Source organism: Nocardioides sp., from assembly GCF_036493135.1.
Lineage (GTDB): Bacteria > Actinomycetota > Actinomycetes > Propionibacteriales > Nocardioidaceae > Nocardioides.
This window is the reverse complement of record NZ_DASXQG010000046.1, coordinates 14,598-28,730: the sequence shown is the minus strand read 5'-3', so window position 1 is coordinate 28,730 and position 14,133 is coordinate 14,598. Positions and strand designations below refer to the sequence as shown.

Annotated in this window: 13 protein-coding genes; 9 read left to right on the top strand and 4 right to left on the bottom strand. The window is 68.8% G+C overall.

Annotated elements, in window-relative coordinates; all coding sequences use genetic code 11:
• Positions 1–190 precede the first annotated feature (190 nt).
• From VGJ24_RS07545 to VGJ24_RS07535, 3 genes are read right to left on the bottom strand one after another with little or no spacing between them, the layout of a single operon-like run.
• Complete coding sequence (locus tag VGJ24_RS07545; RefSeq protein ID WP_331499905.1) at positions 191–1,363, bottom strand: MSMEG_0565 family glycosyltransferase; 1,173 nt, start codon at positions 1,361–1,363, stop codon at positions 191–193.
• Complete coding sequence (locus VGJ24_RS07540; RefSeq protein ID WP_331499904.1) at positions 1,360–2,898, bottom strand: FdrA family protein; 1,539 nt, start codon at positions 2,896–2,898, stop codon at positions 1,360–1,362. The genes VGJ24_RS07545 and VGJ24_RS07540 overlap by 4 nt, the downstream gene beginning before the upstream one ends.
• Positions 2,895–3,872: a carbamate kinase gene (locus tag VGJ24_RS07535; RefSeq protein ID WP_331499903.1), complete on the bottom strand. Its 978-nt coding sequence runs from the start codon at positions 3,870–3,872 to the stop codon at positions 2,895–2,897. The genes VGJ24_RS07540 and VGJ24_RS07535 overlap by 4 nt, the downstream gene beginning before the upstream one ends.
• 187 nt (positions 3,873–4,059) lie before the next feature.
• Here VGJ24_RS07535 and VGJ24_RS07530 point away from each other — a divergent pair, with 187 nt between their 5' ends.
• From VGJ24_RS07530 to VGJ24_RS07520, 3 genes are all read left to right on the top strand, one after another.
• Positions 4,060–4,323: a hypothetical protein gene (locus VGJ24_RS07530; protein ID WP_331499902.1), complete on the top strand. Its 264-nt coding sequence runs from the start codon at positions 4,060–4,062 to the stop codon at positions 4,321–4,323.
• Between the two features lie 70 nt (positions 4,324–4,393).
• On the top strand, positions 4,394–5,587 hold the full coding sequence (locus VGJ24_RS07525) for an MSMEG_0568 family radical SAM protein (protein ID WP_331499901.1): 1,194 nt from the start codon (positions 4,394–4,396) through the stop codon (positions 5,585–5,587).
• Positions 5,478–6,158: an MSMEG_0567/Sll0786 family nitrogen starvation N-acetyltransferase gene (locus VGJ24_RS07520; RefSeq protein WP_331499900.1), complete on the top strand. Its 681-nt coding sequence runs from the start codon at positions 5,478–5,480 to the stop codon at positions 6,156–6,158. The genes VGJ24_RS07525 and VGJ24_RS07520 overlap by 110 nt, the downstream gene beginning before the upstream one ends.
• Here the strand turns inward: VGJ24_RS07520 and VGJ24_RS07515 are convergent.
• Positions 6,139–7,134 (bottom strand): AIR synthase related protein, encoded by a 996-nt coding sequence (locus VGJ24_RS07515; protein WP_331499899.1) that lies wholly within the window; start codon positions 7,132–7,134, stop codon positions 6,139–6,141. The two genes, VGJ24_RS07520 and VGJ24_RS07515, sit on opposite strands and share 20 nt — an antisense overlap.
• Before the next feature lie 82 nt (positions 7,135–7,216).
• On the opposite strand from VGJ24_RS07515, the gene VGJ24_RS07510 reads away from it, so the two are divergent.
• The 6 genes from VGJ24_RS07510 to VGJ24_RS07485 are packed head-to-tail and all read left to right on the top strand — an operon-like array spanning position 7,217 to position 14,122.
• Positions 7,217–7,990, top strand: coding sequence for a phosphosulfolactate synthase (locus VGJ24_RS07510; protein WP_331499898.1), 774 nt, complete (start codon positions 7,217–7,219; stop codon positions 7,988–7,990).
• Positions 7,987–8,889: a DUF7714 family protein gene (locus VGJ24_RS07505; RefSeq protein ID WP_331499897.1), complete on the top strand. Its 903-nt coding sequence runs from the start codon at positions 7,987–7,989 to the stop codon at positions 8,887–8,889. Before VGJ24_RS07510 ends, VGJ24_RS07505 begins: the two co-directional genes overlap by 4 nt.
• Complete coding sequence (locus VGJ24_RS07500; RefSeq protein ID WP_331499896.1) at positions 8,874–10,235, top strand: adenylosuccinate lyase family protein; 1,362 nt, start codon at positions 8,874–8,876, stop codon at positions 10,233–10,235. Before VGJ24_RS07505 ends, VGJ24_RS07500 begins: the two co-directional genes overlap by 16 nt.
• Positions 10,232–11,197 (top strand): 1-aminocyclopropane-1-carboxylate deaminase/D-cysteine desulfhydrase, encoded by a 966-nt coding sequence (locus VGJ24_RS07495; RefSeq protein WP_331499895.1) that lies wholly within the window; start codon positions 10,232–10,234, stop codon positions 11,195–11,197. Before VGJ24_RS07500 ends, VGJ24_RS07495 begins: the two co-directional genes overlap by 4 nt.
• A gap of 8 nt (positions 11,198–11,205) precedes the next feature.
• On the top strand, positions 11,206–12,708 hold the full coding sequence (locus VGJ24_RS07490; protein ID WP_331499894.1) for an argininosuccinate lyase: 1,503 nt from the start codon (positions 11,206–11,208) through the stop codon (positions 12,706–12,708).
• Positions 12,701–14,122, top strand: a complete 1,422-nt coding sequence (locus tag VGJ24_RS07485) for a DUF1116 domain-containing protein (protein ID WP_331499892.1) — start codon at positions 12,701–12,703, stop codon at positions 14,120–14,122. The genes VGJ24_RS07490 and VGJ24_RS07485 overlap by 8 nt, the downstream gene beginning before the upstream one ends.
• Positions 14,123–14,133: the final 11 nt, after the last annotated feature.

Below are 14,133 nucleotides of genomic sequence, written 5' to 3'. Positions count from 1 at the left end.
TGGTTTGATGAGGTTGGTTCGCAGCGCCACGGCCGAGTGCTTCTCGCGGGGCATGGTCAGCTGGTGAGGGCACCGAAGGGTGCGGTGTACGTCTTGCTCGCGTGTCGGCGCCATGATATCCACTATACAACAGAAATGTATCGGATGATAGATGAGTGTGCAGGTCCCGACCACCTCCACCGAGGCGTCCTCAGCCGGACATCTGGGCGTACAGCCGCGCGTGCTCGTCGGCGGCGCGTGCCCAGCTGAAGGACGGGACGAGCTCACGACCGCCACGGATCAAGGTCTCGCGCAGTCCACGGTCGGCGGCCAGTTTGCGCATGCCGGCCGCCAACGACTCCGGATCCCCGGCCCGCGTCATCACCGCCGTCTGGTCGGGCGTGAGGTACTCCTGCAGTACGGCGATGTCGCTGGACACCACGGGAAGGTCGGCCGCCATCGCCTCCAGCACCGCCAGACCCCAGCCCTCCTTGAGGGAGGGGAACACCAGCGCGTCCGCGCTGCGGTACCACTCGTGGAGCTCGTCATCGCTGAGCGAACCGGCCAGGATGATGTCGCGTCCTAGCTCGAGTCCCAAGCCGGGCAGGGTCGCGAGCACGTCGTCGCGATAGCGCGTGTAGTCCTGGAACGAGTGACCGCCGACGATCACCAGGGCCGGGGGCGGATCGAGTTCGCGCACCAGTTTCGACATCGCCTCCATCAGGAACACGCTGCCCTTACGGGGCTCGATGCCGCCCACGGACAAGAACACGAAGCGCTCTGCCACCCCGGCCCGCTTCCGAAGGGCGGCGCACCTTGCGGCGCTGATCGGAGCGAAGCGGTCGGCGTCGACGCCGTTGTGGATCACGAGCGCGTCCACGCCGTTGTCCTGCCGCAGTCGGGTGCGCCAGTCCTCGCTCACCACCACGAGTCGGTCGGGCTCCTCGATCGCCTTGCGCTGACAGTCGATCAGTGCCTGGGTAGTGAAGTCGTCGACGTGGTGCACGGTTCGCACCACCTGGACGTGAGCGCCGGCATCCCGCACCCGCGCGGCAGCGCGCGCCGAGATGCAGTCCTGGGTATGGAAGATGTCCACCTCGTCGGCGACCTTCGACAACCCGGCCTCGAGATCGTCGATGGAGTTGAAGACCCTCTTCTCCAAGGTGTCCGCCGGCGGGGAGGCTGGCACCAGCGAGTACGGCGCGCGCACCGGCCGGAAGAAGTCCTGGTCAGGATTGCCCAGCGCGATGATGCGCACCGGCACCGCTCGATCAGCCATGGCGCCCGCGAGCGAAAGGGTGTGCACGACGCCGCCCCTGGCCTTGGTCGAATAGGTGACCAGAGCCACTCGGGGTTGGTCGGGTCGGCCGTCGGTGGCACTCACACGCTCCTCCTCATCAGGCTCGGTTCGCCGGTGGCTATCGCGGCCGCGACGAGCGAGGCTCGCGCCGCGGTCTCGGTCACGATGCACCCGGCTCGCATCAGGCGTTCGCGCTGTGACTGGTAGCCCTGGGGGTCCTGGTCGGTGCCCAAGACGTAGGCGACGACCTGGGGACCACCGTCGGCCATCGCGGACTCGCACGCCGGCGCGAGAGTCCTGGCCGGGTCGTCGTCCGAACCATGACCGAGGACTACATCGAGGATGATCGCCGCAACGCTGGGGTCCGCAGCATGTGCGGCCAGCACCTCGAGCCTCGCCTCGGGGTCGATCATCGGGTGCGGACGACCCCTCGTGAACTCCTCCTCGCCGAGGTCCAGGCACTGATGAGAGTCGGCCGGAGCCGGCAAGCCCCATGCCTTGTTGATCGGCGTGTTCGAGTGAACCTCGCCGATCACCCGGCCCAGGATGACCAGGGACTCGTAGCACAGCGTCCCTCCCGAGAACAGCCCCCGGATCAGGCGGCGACCAGGCGCCAGTCTCGACCGCACCTCTGCCAACGTCGGGCCGATCGTCGCGGTCGTGTCGGGCGCGGCGATACCCAACGCGCCCAGCGTCGCGGTCACCCCGGTCTCGAGGGTGTCGGCGAAGAGGACGCCGGCCGGAACCGGGAATTGCGGGTCCAGCCCGATCAGCGCAGCGACGAGCGGTTTCCCTCCGGCTGATGCGAGCACCCTGGTGACCACGTCGGGCGCGGGCGGTTTCGAGACCAAGAGGATGACCTCCGTCGCCGCGTCCTCGCGAAGCGCGGATACCGCCGCGCAGGCCATACGCCCGCCGACTCCGGCTGACAGGTCACGTCCGCCGACACCGATGACATGGCTGACCCCCACTCCCCAGCGGTCCAGCAGTGCCATGGCCTCCTGGGCGCCGGTCCCCGCGGCAGCGACCACGCCAACCGGTCCGGGCGTGACCACGTTGGCGAATCCGAGGCCCACGCCCCCGAGCACGGCCGTTCCGGCGCCCGGCCCCATCAACAGCCGGCCCCGGGAGAGCGCGTGGTCCTTGAGCGCCACCTCCTTGGCGACCGGGACGTTGTCGCTGAACAACAGGACGTGCAGGTCCGTGGAGAGGGCCTGGTAGGCGGCCAAGGCGGCGTAGTCCCCGGGCAGGGAGATCACCGCGACGTTGGACGCCGGCTGTGCTCGCACGGCGTCGCGCAACGAGTGTGGTACCTCCGTCTGGTCGAATGTGCCGCCAGGGGGATCCGAGGACGTGACCGCGGACTCACCGGTGGCCAACGCCTCCACGGCAGTCGCGTCCGTCGTGGCCCGAACGACCAGGAAGAAGTCGTTGGAGCTCGACCCCGCCACCTGTGTGGCTTCGACGCCTTCGGTCCGTAGGTCCTCGACGTTCGCCGGTGTGGCCATGGCGGCGCTCGCCCACTCGACGCCGTCCACCTCCCGCATCGCCCGCATCGCCCGAAGCTGCACCACGGAGTCGACGTACGTGTCGGGAAAAAGCTTGATGGCCACGCTCATGCGAACGCTCCTTGTCGGCTGTTCTCAGGGACGATCCGGGTTCCGACCGATTCGTTCGCGGGGTCGTGATTGTTCAGAGTGTCTGCGACCAGCGTCGGCGTCGTGATCACTGCCACCCGGCCGCCACCACGCTCGACGAACCGAACGGCTGCGCTCACCTTCGGTCCCATGCTCCCGGCCGGGAACTGCCCCGCCATGAGGTGCCTTTCCGCTTCCTCTGTGTCGATCCACGTCAGCCGGCGCTGGGTCTTCTTCCCGAAGTCGAGCTGGACCGCGTCGACGGCCGTGATGAGGACGAGCGCGTCGGCCCCGATCTGATGGGCGAGTTCGGCCGCGGCGTAGTCCTTGTCGATGACAGCGTCCACGCCGTCCCAGACTCCCTCGCGACGACCAACGGGGATCCCTCCACCGCCCCCGGTGACCACCACATGACCGGCGTCGAGGAGACAGCCGATCGCCTCGATCTCGACGAATCCCTTCGGGTCGGGTGACGGGACAACCCGACGGAACCCGCGTCCGGCGTCCTCGGTGATGTCCCAGCCGCGACTCTCGGCCAACGCTGTGGCTCGCCTCTCGGAGAAGAAGGGGCCGATCGGCTTCGTGGGCTGGGCGAACGCAGGATCGTCGAGATCGACGATCACATGGCTCAGCAGCGCCGCGATCCGGTGCCGAGGCCCGCACACGCCGTACAGCGCGATCGCGATCAATGACCCCAGCTGTCCTTCGGTCATCGCCCCGAGGCTGAACAACGGCATCGCCGGCACCTCCGTGCGTCCCAGCTCCTGCTGGATCGCAAGATTGCCGACCTGAGGCCCGTTGCCGTGCACGACTGCGACCCGCCAGCCGGCATCGAGCAGTGCGCAGATGGACACCGCCATCGCCCCGGCGTTGGCGCGCTGCTGCTCGTAGGTGCCGTTCTCACCTTGGGCGAGGAGGGCGTTGCCGCCGACGGCCACCACAGCGGTCCTGGCCATGACCCTCGCTTCCGTGGACAGTAGGTTCCATACATGCAGTATGCTGCGCAATCATAGACGATAGTGAACGCTAGCCGCCACGTGGCTGCCGGCCCGCTGCTGGAGGTGAGAGATGGAGCGTCCTGCCGAGAGGGTCCCCGTCGAGGCATTGGCGAGGTTCCACACCGCCGAGGGACGGCTTTACCCGATGGCACTCGCCGACCCTGCCGGGTTCGAGCTGGCCGCGTCGCTCGTCGGGCTGGTCGCCGAGGAGCTGCGCGGCACCACTGCCGACATCTCGTCGGTGTTGGAGCAACGCTCGGAACTGATCAGGCTCGTGCCGCAGCTCGCCGAGCGCGCGGGACTTGTCGGTGATGCCCTCCCTGCCGATGCGGTGGTCGATGCCGCCTCGGCCGTGCGGTGCCGCGAGCTGGGCGGCACCGGACACAGGGGGCGACCCGCCAACGCTTGACATCGTCGTCCGAGATGACGTTTACTAAAGAGTACGATAAATGTCGGAAAGTAGATATTAGGAGAGTGCAATGAGCGTGAGTAATGGGTCCTCCGGGGCGACGTCGCTCGGCTCGCACCCGGGCCGAGCCCCGAACCCGACCGCGGTAGCGGAGGAGCTGGCCGACCTGGTGGTGGATCTGCAGGCTCGCGGACTCAGGGTCGAGGTGCCGCTCGAGCGGCGCACCGGCGGCGCCGGCCCGTCGGACTCCGGTTTTCTCTGGGTGGGTGGGTTCCCGGTCACGGTCCCCACCGACAACGCTGCGGCGGCCGACTCGCCGTACGTGCTGAGGGCCGAGGACGACGGGTACGCCGTGTTCGAGGGCGATCGACGGCGCGCGGACGCGTCCACCCAGCAACGCCCGCGCTTCTACGACCTGACCACTGCCGACGGGGTGCCCTACTGGAAGATCGGCCTGATGCACCTGGACTCGTTTGCGAGCACCGTCGTGCAGACCTGCTCGTACTGGGGCAACGACGACCAGTGCGGGTTCTGTGGCATCGGGGTGTCGCTGGATTCCGGTCGCACGATCGTCAAGAAGAGCCCGGAGCAGCTCGCCGAGGTGGCGATGGCCGCCAAGGAGCTCGACGGCGCGGTCGACGCAACCCTCACCACCGGTAGCTCGAACGGCGTCGACCGCGGCGCTCGTTACGTCGCGCGCTGTGGCCATGCGGTCCGGGAGGCCACCGGCCTGCCGGTCGAGGTCCAGTTCGAGCCACCGATGAAGCTCGAGGTCATCGACGAGGTCGCCGACCTGGGCATCGACTCCGTGGGCATCCACGTCGAGTCGTTCGACCCCGACGTCCTCGCGCGGGTCGCCCCGGGGAAGGCCCGCACCGGTATCGACCAGTACTTCCGCACGTGGGAGTACGCCGTCGCACGCTTCGGAGAAGGCCAGGTCTCCACCTATGTGATCCTCGGCATGGGCGAGGACCCGGAGCTCACGGTGGAGGGCTGCCGACGGGCCATCGACATCGGCGTCTTCCCGTTCGTCGTCCCGATCCGGCCGGTGGCCGGCAGCCTCATGGAAGACGTGGTGCCACCCTCCCGGGAGTACACCGAGCGCATCTACCGCAAGGTCGCCAGCTACATGAGCGAGCGAGGAATGGCCGCCGATGTCGCGAAGGCCGGATGTGCCCGGTGCCAGGCGTGCTCGGGCCTTCAGAGTGTCCAGGCTCTCCTGCAGATCAGCCCTCGTCCGATCCCGGTCTCCCATGCGGTCTGAGGTGGGGCTCGGAGAACCTGCTGCCCGGGCTCGGAGTCGACACCCGGTGCCGCCGGCCGGCCACGGACTCGCATGCCGGCCCGCGCGTTCCGCGATCGAACGTACGGAGCATCTGACCATTCGTCACCAGGTCTTCGTCGACGAGCAAGCGGTGTTCGCCGGGTCCGACCTGGACTTCCGGGACGGCGAGGAGTCAACGATCGCCGTGCTGGGCTACAGCGACGGGATCGCCGTGGGCACTGTTCGGTTGTTCCCGCTCGACCTCGTCGACGGCAGATGGCAGGGCGACCGCCTCGCCGTACTGTCGGCGTACCGCACCCACGGGGTGGGGGGTCCGCTGGTCAGGTACGCCGTGGCTGCCGCGGGGGCTCACGGCGGGCGGACCATGGTCGCGCACATCCAGCCCGCCAACGTCGCGTTCTTCCGGCGACTGGGGTGGGTCAGAGCGGGCGAGTCGGAGGTCTACGCGGGGCTCCCGCACCAACCCATGTGCATCGACCTACCGCCCCGGAGCGAGGCGCTGGCGACGGTTCGACGACTCGAGGACGGGGTCACCGGGCCAGGCCAGTGACCCCGGTGACGGCGAGGTCGACCACGACGGCCCGACGTCCTCCCGACTGCAGTGCCACGAGCCCGGACTCGTCGACGATGCCGACCGCAGCGGCCTCGAGCCCGCGTTCGTGGAATGCCGAGATGCATTCGTTCTCGCGGCCCGGGGGAGCACAGAGCAAGAACGCGTACGCCGGGAAGCAGGTCAACCACGCGTGTATCGAAACGTCGACCGGGTGGGGGAGTCGCTCCAGGTCCACCGTCACCCCGAGCCGGCTCCACTCGAGCAGCATCGCCAGCGAACCGACGAGGCCGGCCATGCTGACGTCCTTGGCTGCGACGCAGGCACCCGTGGCCGCAATGGAGGCGAGGACGCGGACATCGTCGCCCATCTCGTCGGCGCGCTCCGCGAATGAACGGAAGAACGGAAAGTCGGTACGCATCGCCCCCATGGTGCACGCGGCGACCACCAGTGACTGGCCGGCGGCCACGTTCGTGGTGGACAGCACGGCCTCGGCGCGACCGACCCCGAACGCGGACACTGCAGGTGCGCCGTCATGCAAGGTCAGGTGTCCGCCGGCGAGTGCCACGTCGTACCACTCGCAGGCCTCCTTCATCCCGCGCAAGACCTCGCGTGCCAGCTCGGGACTGCCGACGATGGTGTCGACGATGGCCAGTGGGACGGCACCCATCGCGGCCAGGTCGTTGACGTTGGCCAAGACTGCTGCGACGCCCGCCCCGTAGGGATCCGAGGCCACGAAGGCCGGGAGCAGAGCCTCACCGCAGGCGATGACCTGGTCGGCGGCCCCTGCGACCATTCCCGAGCCGGGTCCGGCGGCCACGACGGCCCCGTCGTCACCCGGGCCATGGACCCAGCTCCCGGCGCCCAGGACTTCACTGACCAGCCTGATCTCGTTCTTCGCCCTCAGCGCTGGGTGGGAACGCAGGAACCCTGCCAGCTCCTCGAGTTCGGTCGGGTCGTCGATGCCGGTGGTCATGGCTGCCCCTCACGCGTCATCTGGTAGGTCGCCTGTGCGTCCCGCCTGTCGGAAAGTGAATGATACATGTAGCATAGGCAACGTGGCTGCACCGACGTTCCTCAACCTCCCAGCGCGGAGTTCCAAGCCCAGGGCGGTGGGTCTGACCCACGTGCTCGACAAGGGGCTGACCGTTGAGTCGACTCGATCAGCGCTCACGGCCGCCGCACCCCATATGGATGTGTGGAAGTTCGGCTGGGGCACGGCCTACCTCGACGTCGGGCTGGCCGAGAAGCTCCAGCTGTTGAGGACCCACGGGGTCCGCTCCTGCCTGGGTGGAACGCTCCTCGAAATCGCTTGGTCCCAGGGGCGGGCTGAGGCCTGTCTCGAGTGGGCGGCCGCGGTGGGATTCGACAGCGTCGAGGTCTCCCGAGGGGTCGCGCGCATGAGTCTGGATGACAAGCATGCCCTTCTGCGCCTGGCTGCACAGCGATTCGTCGTGCTGTCCGAGGTGGGGAGCAAGGATCCCGACGAGATCCTCACCGCCGAGCAGTGGACTCGGGAGGTGGCGTCGGATCTCGCCGCCGGCGCCCACTGGGTCATCACCGAAGGTCGAGAGAGCGGGACCGTGGGGATCTATCAGGAGGACGGAGCGATCCGTGAGGACGTCGTGACCGCCGCGGTCCGCGGCGGCGGCGTTGCCAAGGTCCTGTTCGAGGCGCCCCACAAGGACCAGCAGGCCTGGTTGATCCGCGCCTTCGGCCCCGACGTCAACCTCGCGAACATCCCGGCCCAGGAGGCGGTGGCCCTCGAGACGCTGCGCCTGGGGCTCCGCGCAGACACGTGCGACCTCACCTTGCAACGGCAGCCCGCGTGAACGAGTTGGCTGGAGCCCCGTCGCGCAACGTGGTTCCGGGCGCCTATCGCGGCGTGGCCGTGACCTCGGTCGAGTGCGACCTCGATGAGGAGTCGCTCGAGCGGCACTTCATCGGCCGTGAGGCCTATCGCCGAACCCGGTTCATCGTCATCCGCAACGGCTCGCAGACGGCCGTCGCCGCAGTGCACAAAGTGTCCGGAGACCCCTTGTTCTCACCCATCACCGGGCTGCAGCTCCTGGTTGGTCCCGCCGACTGCGTCTACCTCGAGGACCCAGAGGTGGACACGGCGATCCCGACCGCGCTCGCGCATGCGGCCGCGAGCGGCGCGCCGGACAAGCGCGGCGTGGTGGTGCAAGGCAGGTACGGCCACGTGAGCTTCATCATCGACCCGTCGCCGCTTCGGGTCACTGTTCGCGAGGTGACGCCGCCCTACCCGGCGAAGCTGCTCGACCAGGTACGCCGGGTGCTGGCCCTGGCCGAGCACCTGCCGCCGATCGAGCTGGTCCCAGACGTCGTCGAGCTCGACACTCTGGCGCGGTCCCGGCGGTCGGAGAGCTACCTCCTGCCGTGCCGCGGTGGGGGTGTGGCCGTCGAGGGCGCGACCACCGACTATCTGGACGAACATCCCGACCGGCGCGAGTGGACGCTGATCGGTTGTGAGAGGTCAGAGCAGATCCACGAGTGGTTCTACGGCGAGCGTGCCCCGCAGGTGGACATCTGTCCGTGGAAGAGGACGGGTGGCACCGGGGCGATCCTGGCCAAGTGTTGCCTGCTCGAGAGCCACATCGAGGTGGATGACCGTCGAGTGATCGTGCCGTGGGGGGCTTCGCTGGCCCAGATCTCGGAGGCGTTGACGACCCTGGTCGACGAATGGGAGCCGTCGTGGGCACCCGCCTGAGCGACTCCGAGCAGTACGCCCATCTCTGGGGCACTCCCGAGCTGGCGGAGGTCTTCGACGAGCGCGCGCGGTTGCAGAGCTGGCTGGACATCATCACCGCCCTGGCCGTTGCCCAGGCGCGACTCGGCATCATCCCCGACGGAGCGGCCGCCCAGATCGCCGCTCATGCACACGTCCAAGAGCTCGACCTGGACCTGCTGGCCGTCGAGACCCGGCGTACCTCACACTCGATGCTGGGATTGATCAACGCGCTCCATCAGGTCCTGCCCGTGTCGGCGAGGGGGCACGTGTACGTCGGCGCCACGGTCCAGGACGTGACTGACACGTGGTTCGCACTGATCATGCGTGACGTCGGATCGGTGGTGTGGAGAGACCTGCGCGCGATCGAGGAAAGGCTCCTCGCGCTGGCCGTCACCCATCGCGACACGGTGATGGCCGGTCGGACGCACGGTCAACCAGGGTCTCCGATCACGTTCGGGTTCAAGGCCGCCTCGTGGGCCGACGAGGTCCGGCGCCACCTTCAGCGGTGGTCCGAAGGACGTCCTCGCTGGCTGGTCGGACAGCTCGGCGGAGCCGTGGGCACCCTGGGGTTCTTCGCGCCGCGCGGTGCCGAGCTGCGGGCCGAGTTCTGTGCCGAGCTGGGGCTGGGCGACCCCGGCATCTCGTGGCTCACCTCGCGGGACCGGCTCGCGGAGTTCGGGGCACAGCTGGCGATGATCTGCGGCACCCTGGCTCGGATCGGCAACGAGGTCTACGAGCTGCAGCGGCCGGAAATAGGCGAGCTGCGCGAGCCGACGACCGGCGACACGGTCGGCAGCATCACCATGCCGCACAAGCGCAATCCCGAGGGCAGCGAGCACCTGGACACCCTGGGGCGCCTGGTCCGGGCCAACGTGGCGGTGCTCTTCGAGGGAATGGACGGTGGACACGAACGCGACGGGCGTGCCTGGAAGGCCGAGTGGGTCGCGCTCCCCGAGGTGTGTCTCCTGTCCGGAGTCGCGCTCGGGACGACCCTGCGCCTGCTGTCCGGTCTGGTCGTGGAGGCAGAGGCGATGCGGACCAACCTCGACAGTCTCGGCGACCAGGCGGCGTCCGAGCAGATGCTCGCCCGGCTGACCAGGAGACAGGGACGCTATGCCGCGCAGCGGCTCATGCACGACGTCCTCGCGCCGGGTAGTCGCGACGTCCACGAGGTGTTCGACGTGTTGGTCGCCGAGGGTGTGGTCACCGAGCAGGACCGCGAGCAGTGGACGTCCTGGGAGCCCGGCGATGCCGGCAGGATGGTCGACGACGTCATCGCCCGAGCTCGGCGCGCGCGGTCGGTGGAGCAGAGCACATGGACATGACCCTCCCTCGAGTCGAGCTCGCGCTGCTGCCGACTCCATTGGTGCGTGCCCGGCGTCTCGAGACCGCGCTCGGCGCCGGTCCGATCTTCCTCAAACGTGACGACCTGACCGGCTTCGGGATCTCCGGCAACAAGGCGCGGCCCCTGGAGTTCCTGCTCGGCGCGGCTCTCGCCGAAGAGGCCGACGTCTTCGTCGCGGCCGGCAGCCCGTCCTCGAACTTCTGTGCGGCTGCGGCGATGGCGGCGCGGGTGGTCGGCCTGGACTGTCACCTTCTGTTCCCGGGCGAGATGCCTTCGCCTCCGTCACCGAACGTCGAGCTGGCGCGCGTCGCGGGTGCCCACCTGGTCTTCGATGTGGTCGAGACGCGCGACCTGCTCGATGACGCTGTCGTGGAGCATGCGAGGAGCCTTCGCGCGGAGGGGCGGCGACCCTACGCGGTGCCACGCGGCGGGGCGACCACAACCGGGGTACTCGGCTACGCCAATGCAGCGCGAGAGCTGGCCGAGCAGTGTCGCGCCCACGAAGTCGCTCCGCGGACGGTCGTGGTGGCCACCGGCTCCGGCGGTACGCAGGCCGGGCTTGTTGCCGGGCAGGTCGGGTGCGGTCTCCGGTGGCGACTGGTCGGCGCCAGTGTCAGTCGGCCGGCCCAGGGCATGACAGACCGGATCCTCCGACTCTCTCGCGCCGGTGCCGCCGCTCTGGGTCTCGAGGAACCCACCGCCGACCATGTCGACGTCCGCGACTGCCGGGGTGCCGGCTTCGGCGTGGCTTCGGCCGAGGATCGGATCAGCGCGCGCCTGGCGCTGGCCCATGAGGGCCTGTTGCTGGATGACTACTACGGAGCCAAGGCGATGACCCTGCTCCGGACTCTGTTGACCGCGGGTGCCGAGACGCCGGCGGTGTTCTGGCACACCGGGGGAGTGGCCGCCGCACTCACAGCCCTGACGGGAGCAGCGTCGTGACGCCATCGATGAGGCGCAGCGGCCCGCCTCAGGCCGGCCCCGCCCAAGAGCTGATCGACAGCGGTTTCGCCCTGGAGAACGCCGACGCGCCCTTCCTCCACGACGGCCTCAACCTCGCCGATATCGCGCACGTGCTGGACCTGCTGCGACGCGAGATCGTTCCGGCGGCGGCGGCCCGCGACCTGTTGCGCCTGCTGCTCGAGGTGCAGCAGGTGGCCGTCGAGGACTTCCCCTATGACCCCGCGTTCGGTGAGCCCTACAACTCCCGGGAGCGCTTCTTCGTCCAGCGCCTCGGCAAGACGGCGGGGTGGCTGCATGCCGGCCGACCCCGGCGCGAGGCGGCCCGGATCGCGTTACGACTCTACGTTCGAGACCAGCTCCTCACGCTGGTCGACGAAGTGGTGAGGTTCGCCCGCGAGACCACGGCCCTGGCGGCCCGTCACGTGGACACCCTCATGCCCGACCAGACCTACCTGCAACAGGCCCAGCCGTCGACGTTCGGCCACTACGTGCTGTCGTTCGCCTACCCCGCCATGCGCGACGCGCACCGGCTGCTGGACGAGTTCGACGACATCAACCGGAGTCCCGCGGGTGCCGGCTGCGTCAACGGAACTCGACTGCTCGACGACCGGACCTTCGTTGCCGCTGCGTTGGGCTTCGCCGAGGTCATCGAGCACACCCGAGATGCGATGTGGCAGATCGACGGACTCATCCACGTGCTGGCCAGCGCGTCCAGCTTGCTGTCCACGCAGAGCAAGCTCGCCGAGGACCTCGAGATCTGGTCCAGCACCGAGTTCGACTTCGTCGACCTCGCGGACGCCTACACCCGGTCGAGCATATTGATGCCACAGAAGCGCAACCCGTACTCGTTATCGATCGTGCGCGGGGCCTCGGGGGTGCTGATCGGCCGCGTGACCGGCTTCCTCGCCGTCGCCAAGAGTCCGTCCGCGCGCAGCGACAACCTGATCTTTGCCTACGGCGAGGTGCCGCGGGCGCTGGACCTCGCCATCCGGGTCACCCGGCTGATGACCGGCGTCGTCCGCACCCTGGAGGTCAACGTCGGGCGGATGGCCCACGGGCTCGACGAGGGCTATACACAGGCGACCGACCTCAGTGAGTTCATCGTCCAACAGTGCGGCGTCGACTACCGAAGCTCCTACAACGTGGTGGGCCGGACCGTGCGCGAAGCAAGCCGGCACGGCGTACCCGGCCGGCACATCACCGGAGCCATGCTCGACGAGGCTGCGATCGCCGAGACGGGAGAGCCTTGGGGACTCGCGGCCATGGACCTGACGTCGACGCTCGATCCTCGCTCGATCATCGAGAGTCGGAAGGGCACCGGCGGGGCTGCCCCGACGGCGGTCGAGTCGATGATCGGCCGGTGTGAGCAGAAGGCCGACGATCTCGCTGCGGGTGTGCAGCGGCGACGGCAGGTGCTCGACGAGGCCGAGCACCGGTTGCTCGACCAGGCCAGGCTCACCGCCCGAGAAGTGGAGGCTACTGATGACTGAGTCAACCCGCGTCACCGTGCTGCCGGACGAGGTATCGGTGGTGAACATGGGCCTTTCGCTGTTCGCCGAGGCCGTCAGGGATCAGGCGACCTCGGTGCAACACGTGGACTGGCGTATCCCGGCCGACGGACAGCTCGACCTCGTCGACGACCTGGAACAGCTCTACGGGCGGCGGGCCGCCGCCATCGACAAGGCCAACGCCGAAGCGGTGCGTCGCCTCGACCAGAGCGTCCCACTCCTGGTGGACATCGCCTCGGCCGAGTCCCTCATCCCGGAGGTGTCCGGCCGGACGCTGCTGCACTGCGGACCAGAGATCGAATGGGCACAGGTCTGCGATCCGCTGCGACGCTCGATGCGGGCCGCAACCGTCGCCGAAGGCTGGGCGGAGACCATCGAGCAGGCGGACCGGATCCTCTCCGACGGCAAGGTGCGACTCCAGCCTGCGTACCGGTACGACACCGTGATGCCGATGGCAAGCGCGATCGGCCCGTCGGCACCGGTGTTCGCGGTCGACAACCGGGACGGCGGGACACGGGCCTTCGCGCCGATCAACCAGGGACCGGGGGAGACCGCGTGGTTCGGCCGTGAGACCCCGGCGGCCATCGCCAGGTTGCAGTTCCTGCACGACGTCGCAGGCCCGATGCTGCGCCAGGTCCTGGACTCGTCCGGCCCGATCGACATCTTCGCCCTGGCCGCCCAGGGCGTCCAGATCGGCGACGACGTGCACATGCGTACGCAGGGCACGACTACGTTGATGATCCGCAACCTGCTGCCACAGCTCGCGGCCCTTCCGGACGCAGGACGGGTCCCGATGGCGCAGTACCTGTCCGGGAACCACCTGTTCTTCCTCAACCTGGCCATGGCAGCCGCGAAGTCGACGGCGCTGTGGGCCGAACAGGTCGATGGCTCGAGCATCGTCACGATGATGTGCCGCAACGGAACGTCGTACGGTATTCGGCTCGGCGGCTCGGACGAGGTCTTCATCGGCGCAGCACCGGCCGTCGAGGAGGCGATGTACTACCCCGACTACGGTCCTGAGACCAGTGCCCCCGACATCGGGGACAGCGCGATCCTCGAGCTGGTGGGCCTCGGAGGCGCGGCCGCTGCCGGCTCGCCGGCAGTCGCCGGCTTTCTCCCGGGCGGGATGGCTGACGCGGCCAAGATGACCGAACGGATGGCGTCGATCTGCGCCGCGGAGAGCACTCGGTTCAAGCTCCCCACCCGGAACTACCGGGGAACGCCCCTCGGGGTCGACGTACGGCGCGTGGTCGAGCTGGACACGACGCCCAAGGTCACGACCGGAATTCTGCACGCGAGCTCCGGCGTCGGCCAGATCGGCGCTGGCGTGGCCACGGCTCCCGTCGAGTGTTTTCGCGCAGCCCTCAGGGCCCTGGCATCCGACGTCTCCGGCTGATCAGGCGCGGG

What these genes read in the sequence shown, in the direction of transcription:
- VGJ24_RS07490 (WP_331499894.1), top strand. Translation starts at nt 11,206, where the DNA reads ATGAGGCGCAGCGGCCCGCCTCAGGCCGGCCCCGCCCAAGAGCTGATC.
- VGJ24_RS07530 (WP_331499902.1), top strand. Translation starts at nt 4,060, where the DNA reads ATGGCACTCGCCGACCCTGCCGGGTTCGAGCTGGCCGCGTCGCTCGTC.
- VGJ24_RS07495 (WP_331499895.1), top strand. Translation starts at nt 10,232, where the DNA reads ATGACCCTCCCTCGAGTCGAGCTCGCGCTGCTGCCGACTCCATTGGTG.
- VGJ24_RS07525 (WP_331499901.1), top strand. Translation starts at nt 4,394, where the DNA reads ATGAGCGTGAGTAATGGGTCCTCCGGGGCGACGTCGCTCGGCTCGCAC.
- VGJ24_RS07485 (WP_331499892.1), top strand. Translation starts at nt 12,701, where the DNA reads ATGACTGAGTCAACCCGCGTCACCGTGCTGCCGGACGAGGTATCGGTG.
- VGJ24_RS07540 (WP_331499904.1), bottom strand. Translation starts at nt 2,898, where the DNA reads ATGAGCGTGGCCATCAAGCTTTTTCCCGACACGTACGTCGACTCCGTG.
- VGJ24_RS07515 (WP_331499899.1), bottom strand. Translation starts at nt 7,134, where the DNA reads ATGACCACCGGCATCGACGACCCGACCGAACTCGAGGAGCTGGCAGGG.
- VGJ24_RS07535 (WP_331499903.1), bottom strand. Translation starts at nt 3,872, where the DNA reads ATGGCCAGGACCGCTGTGGTGGCCGTCGGCGGCAACGCCCTCCTCGCC.
- VGJ24_RS07520 (WP_331499900.1), top strand. Translation starts at nt 5,478, where the DNA reads ATGTCGCGAAGGCCGGATGTGCCCGGTGCCAGGCGTGCTCGGGCCTTC.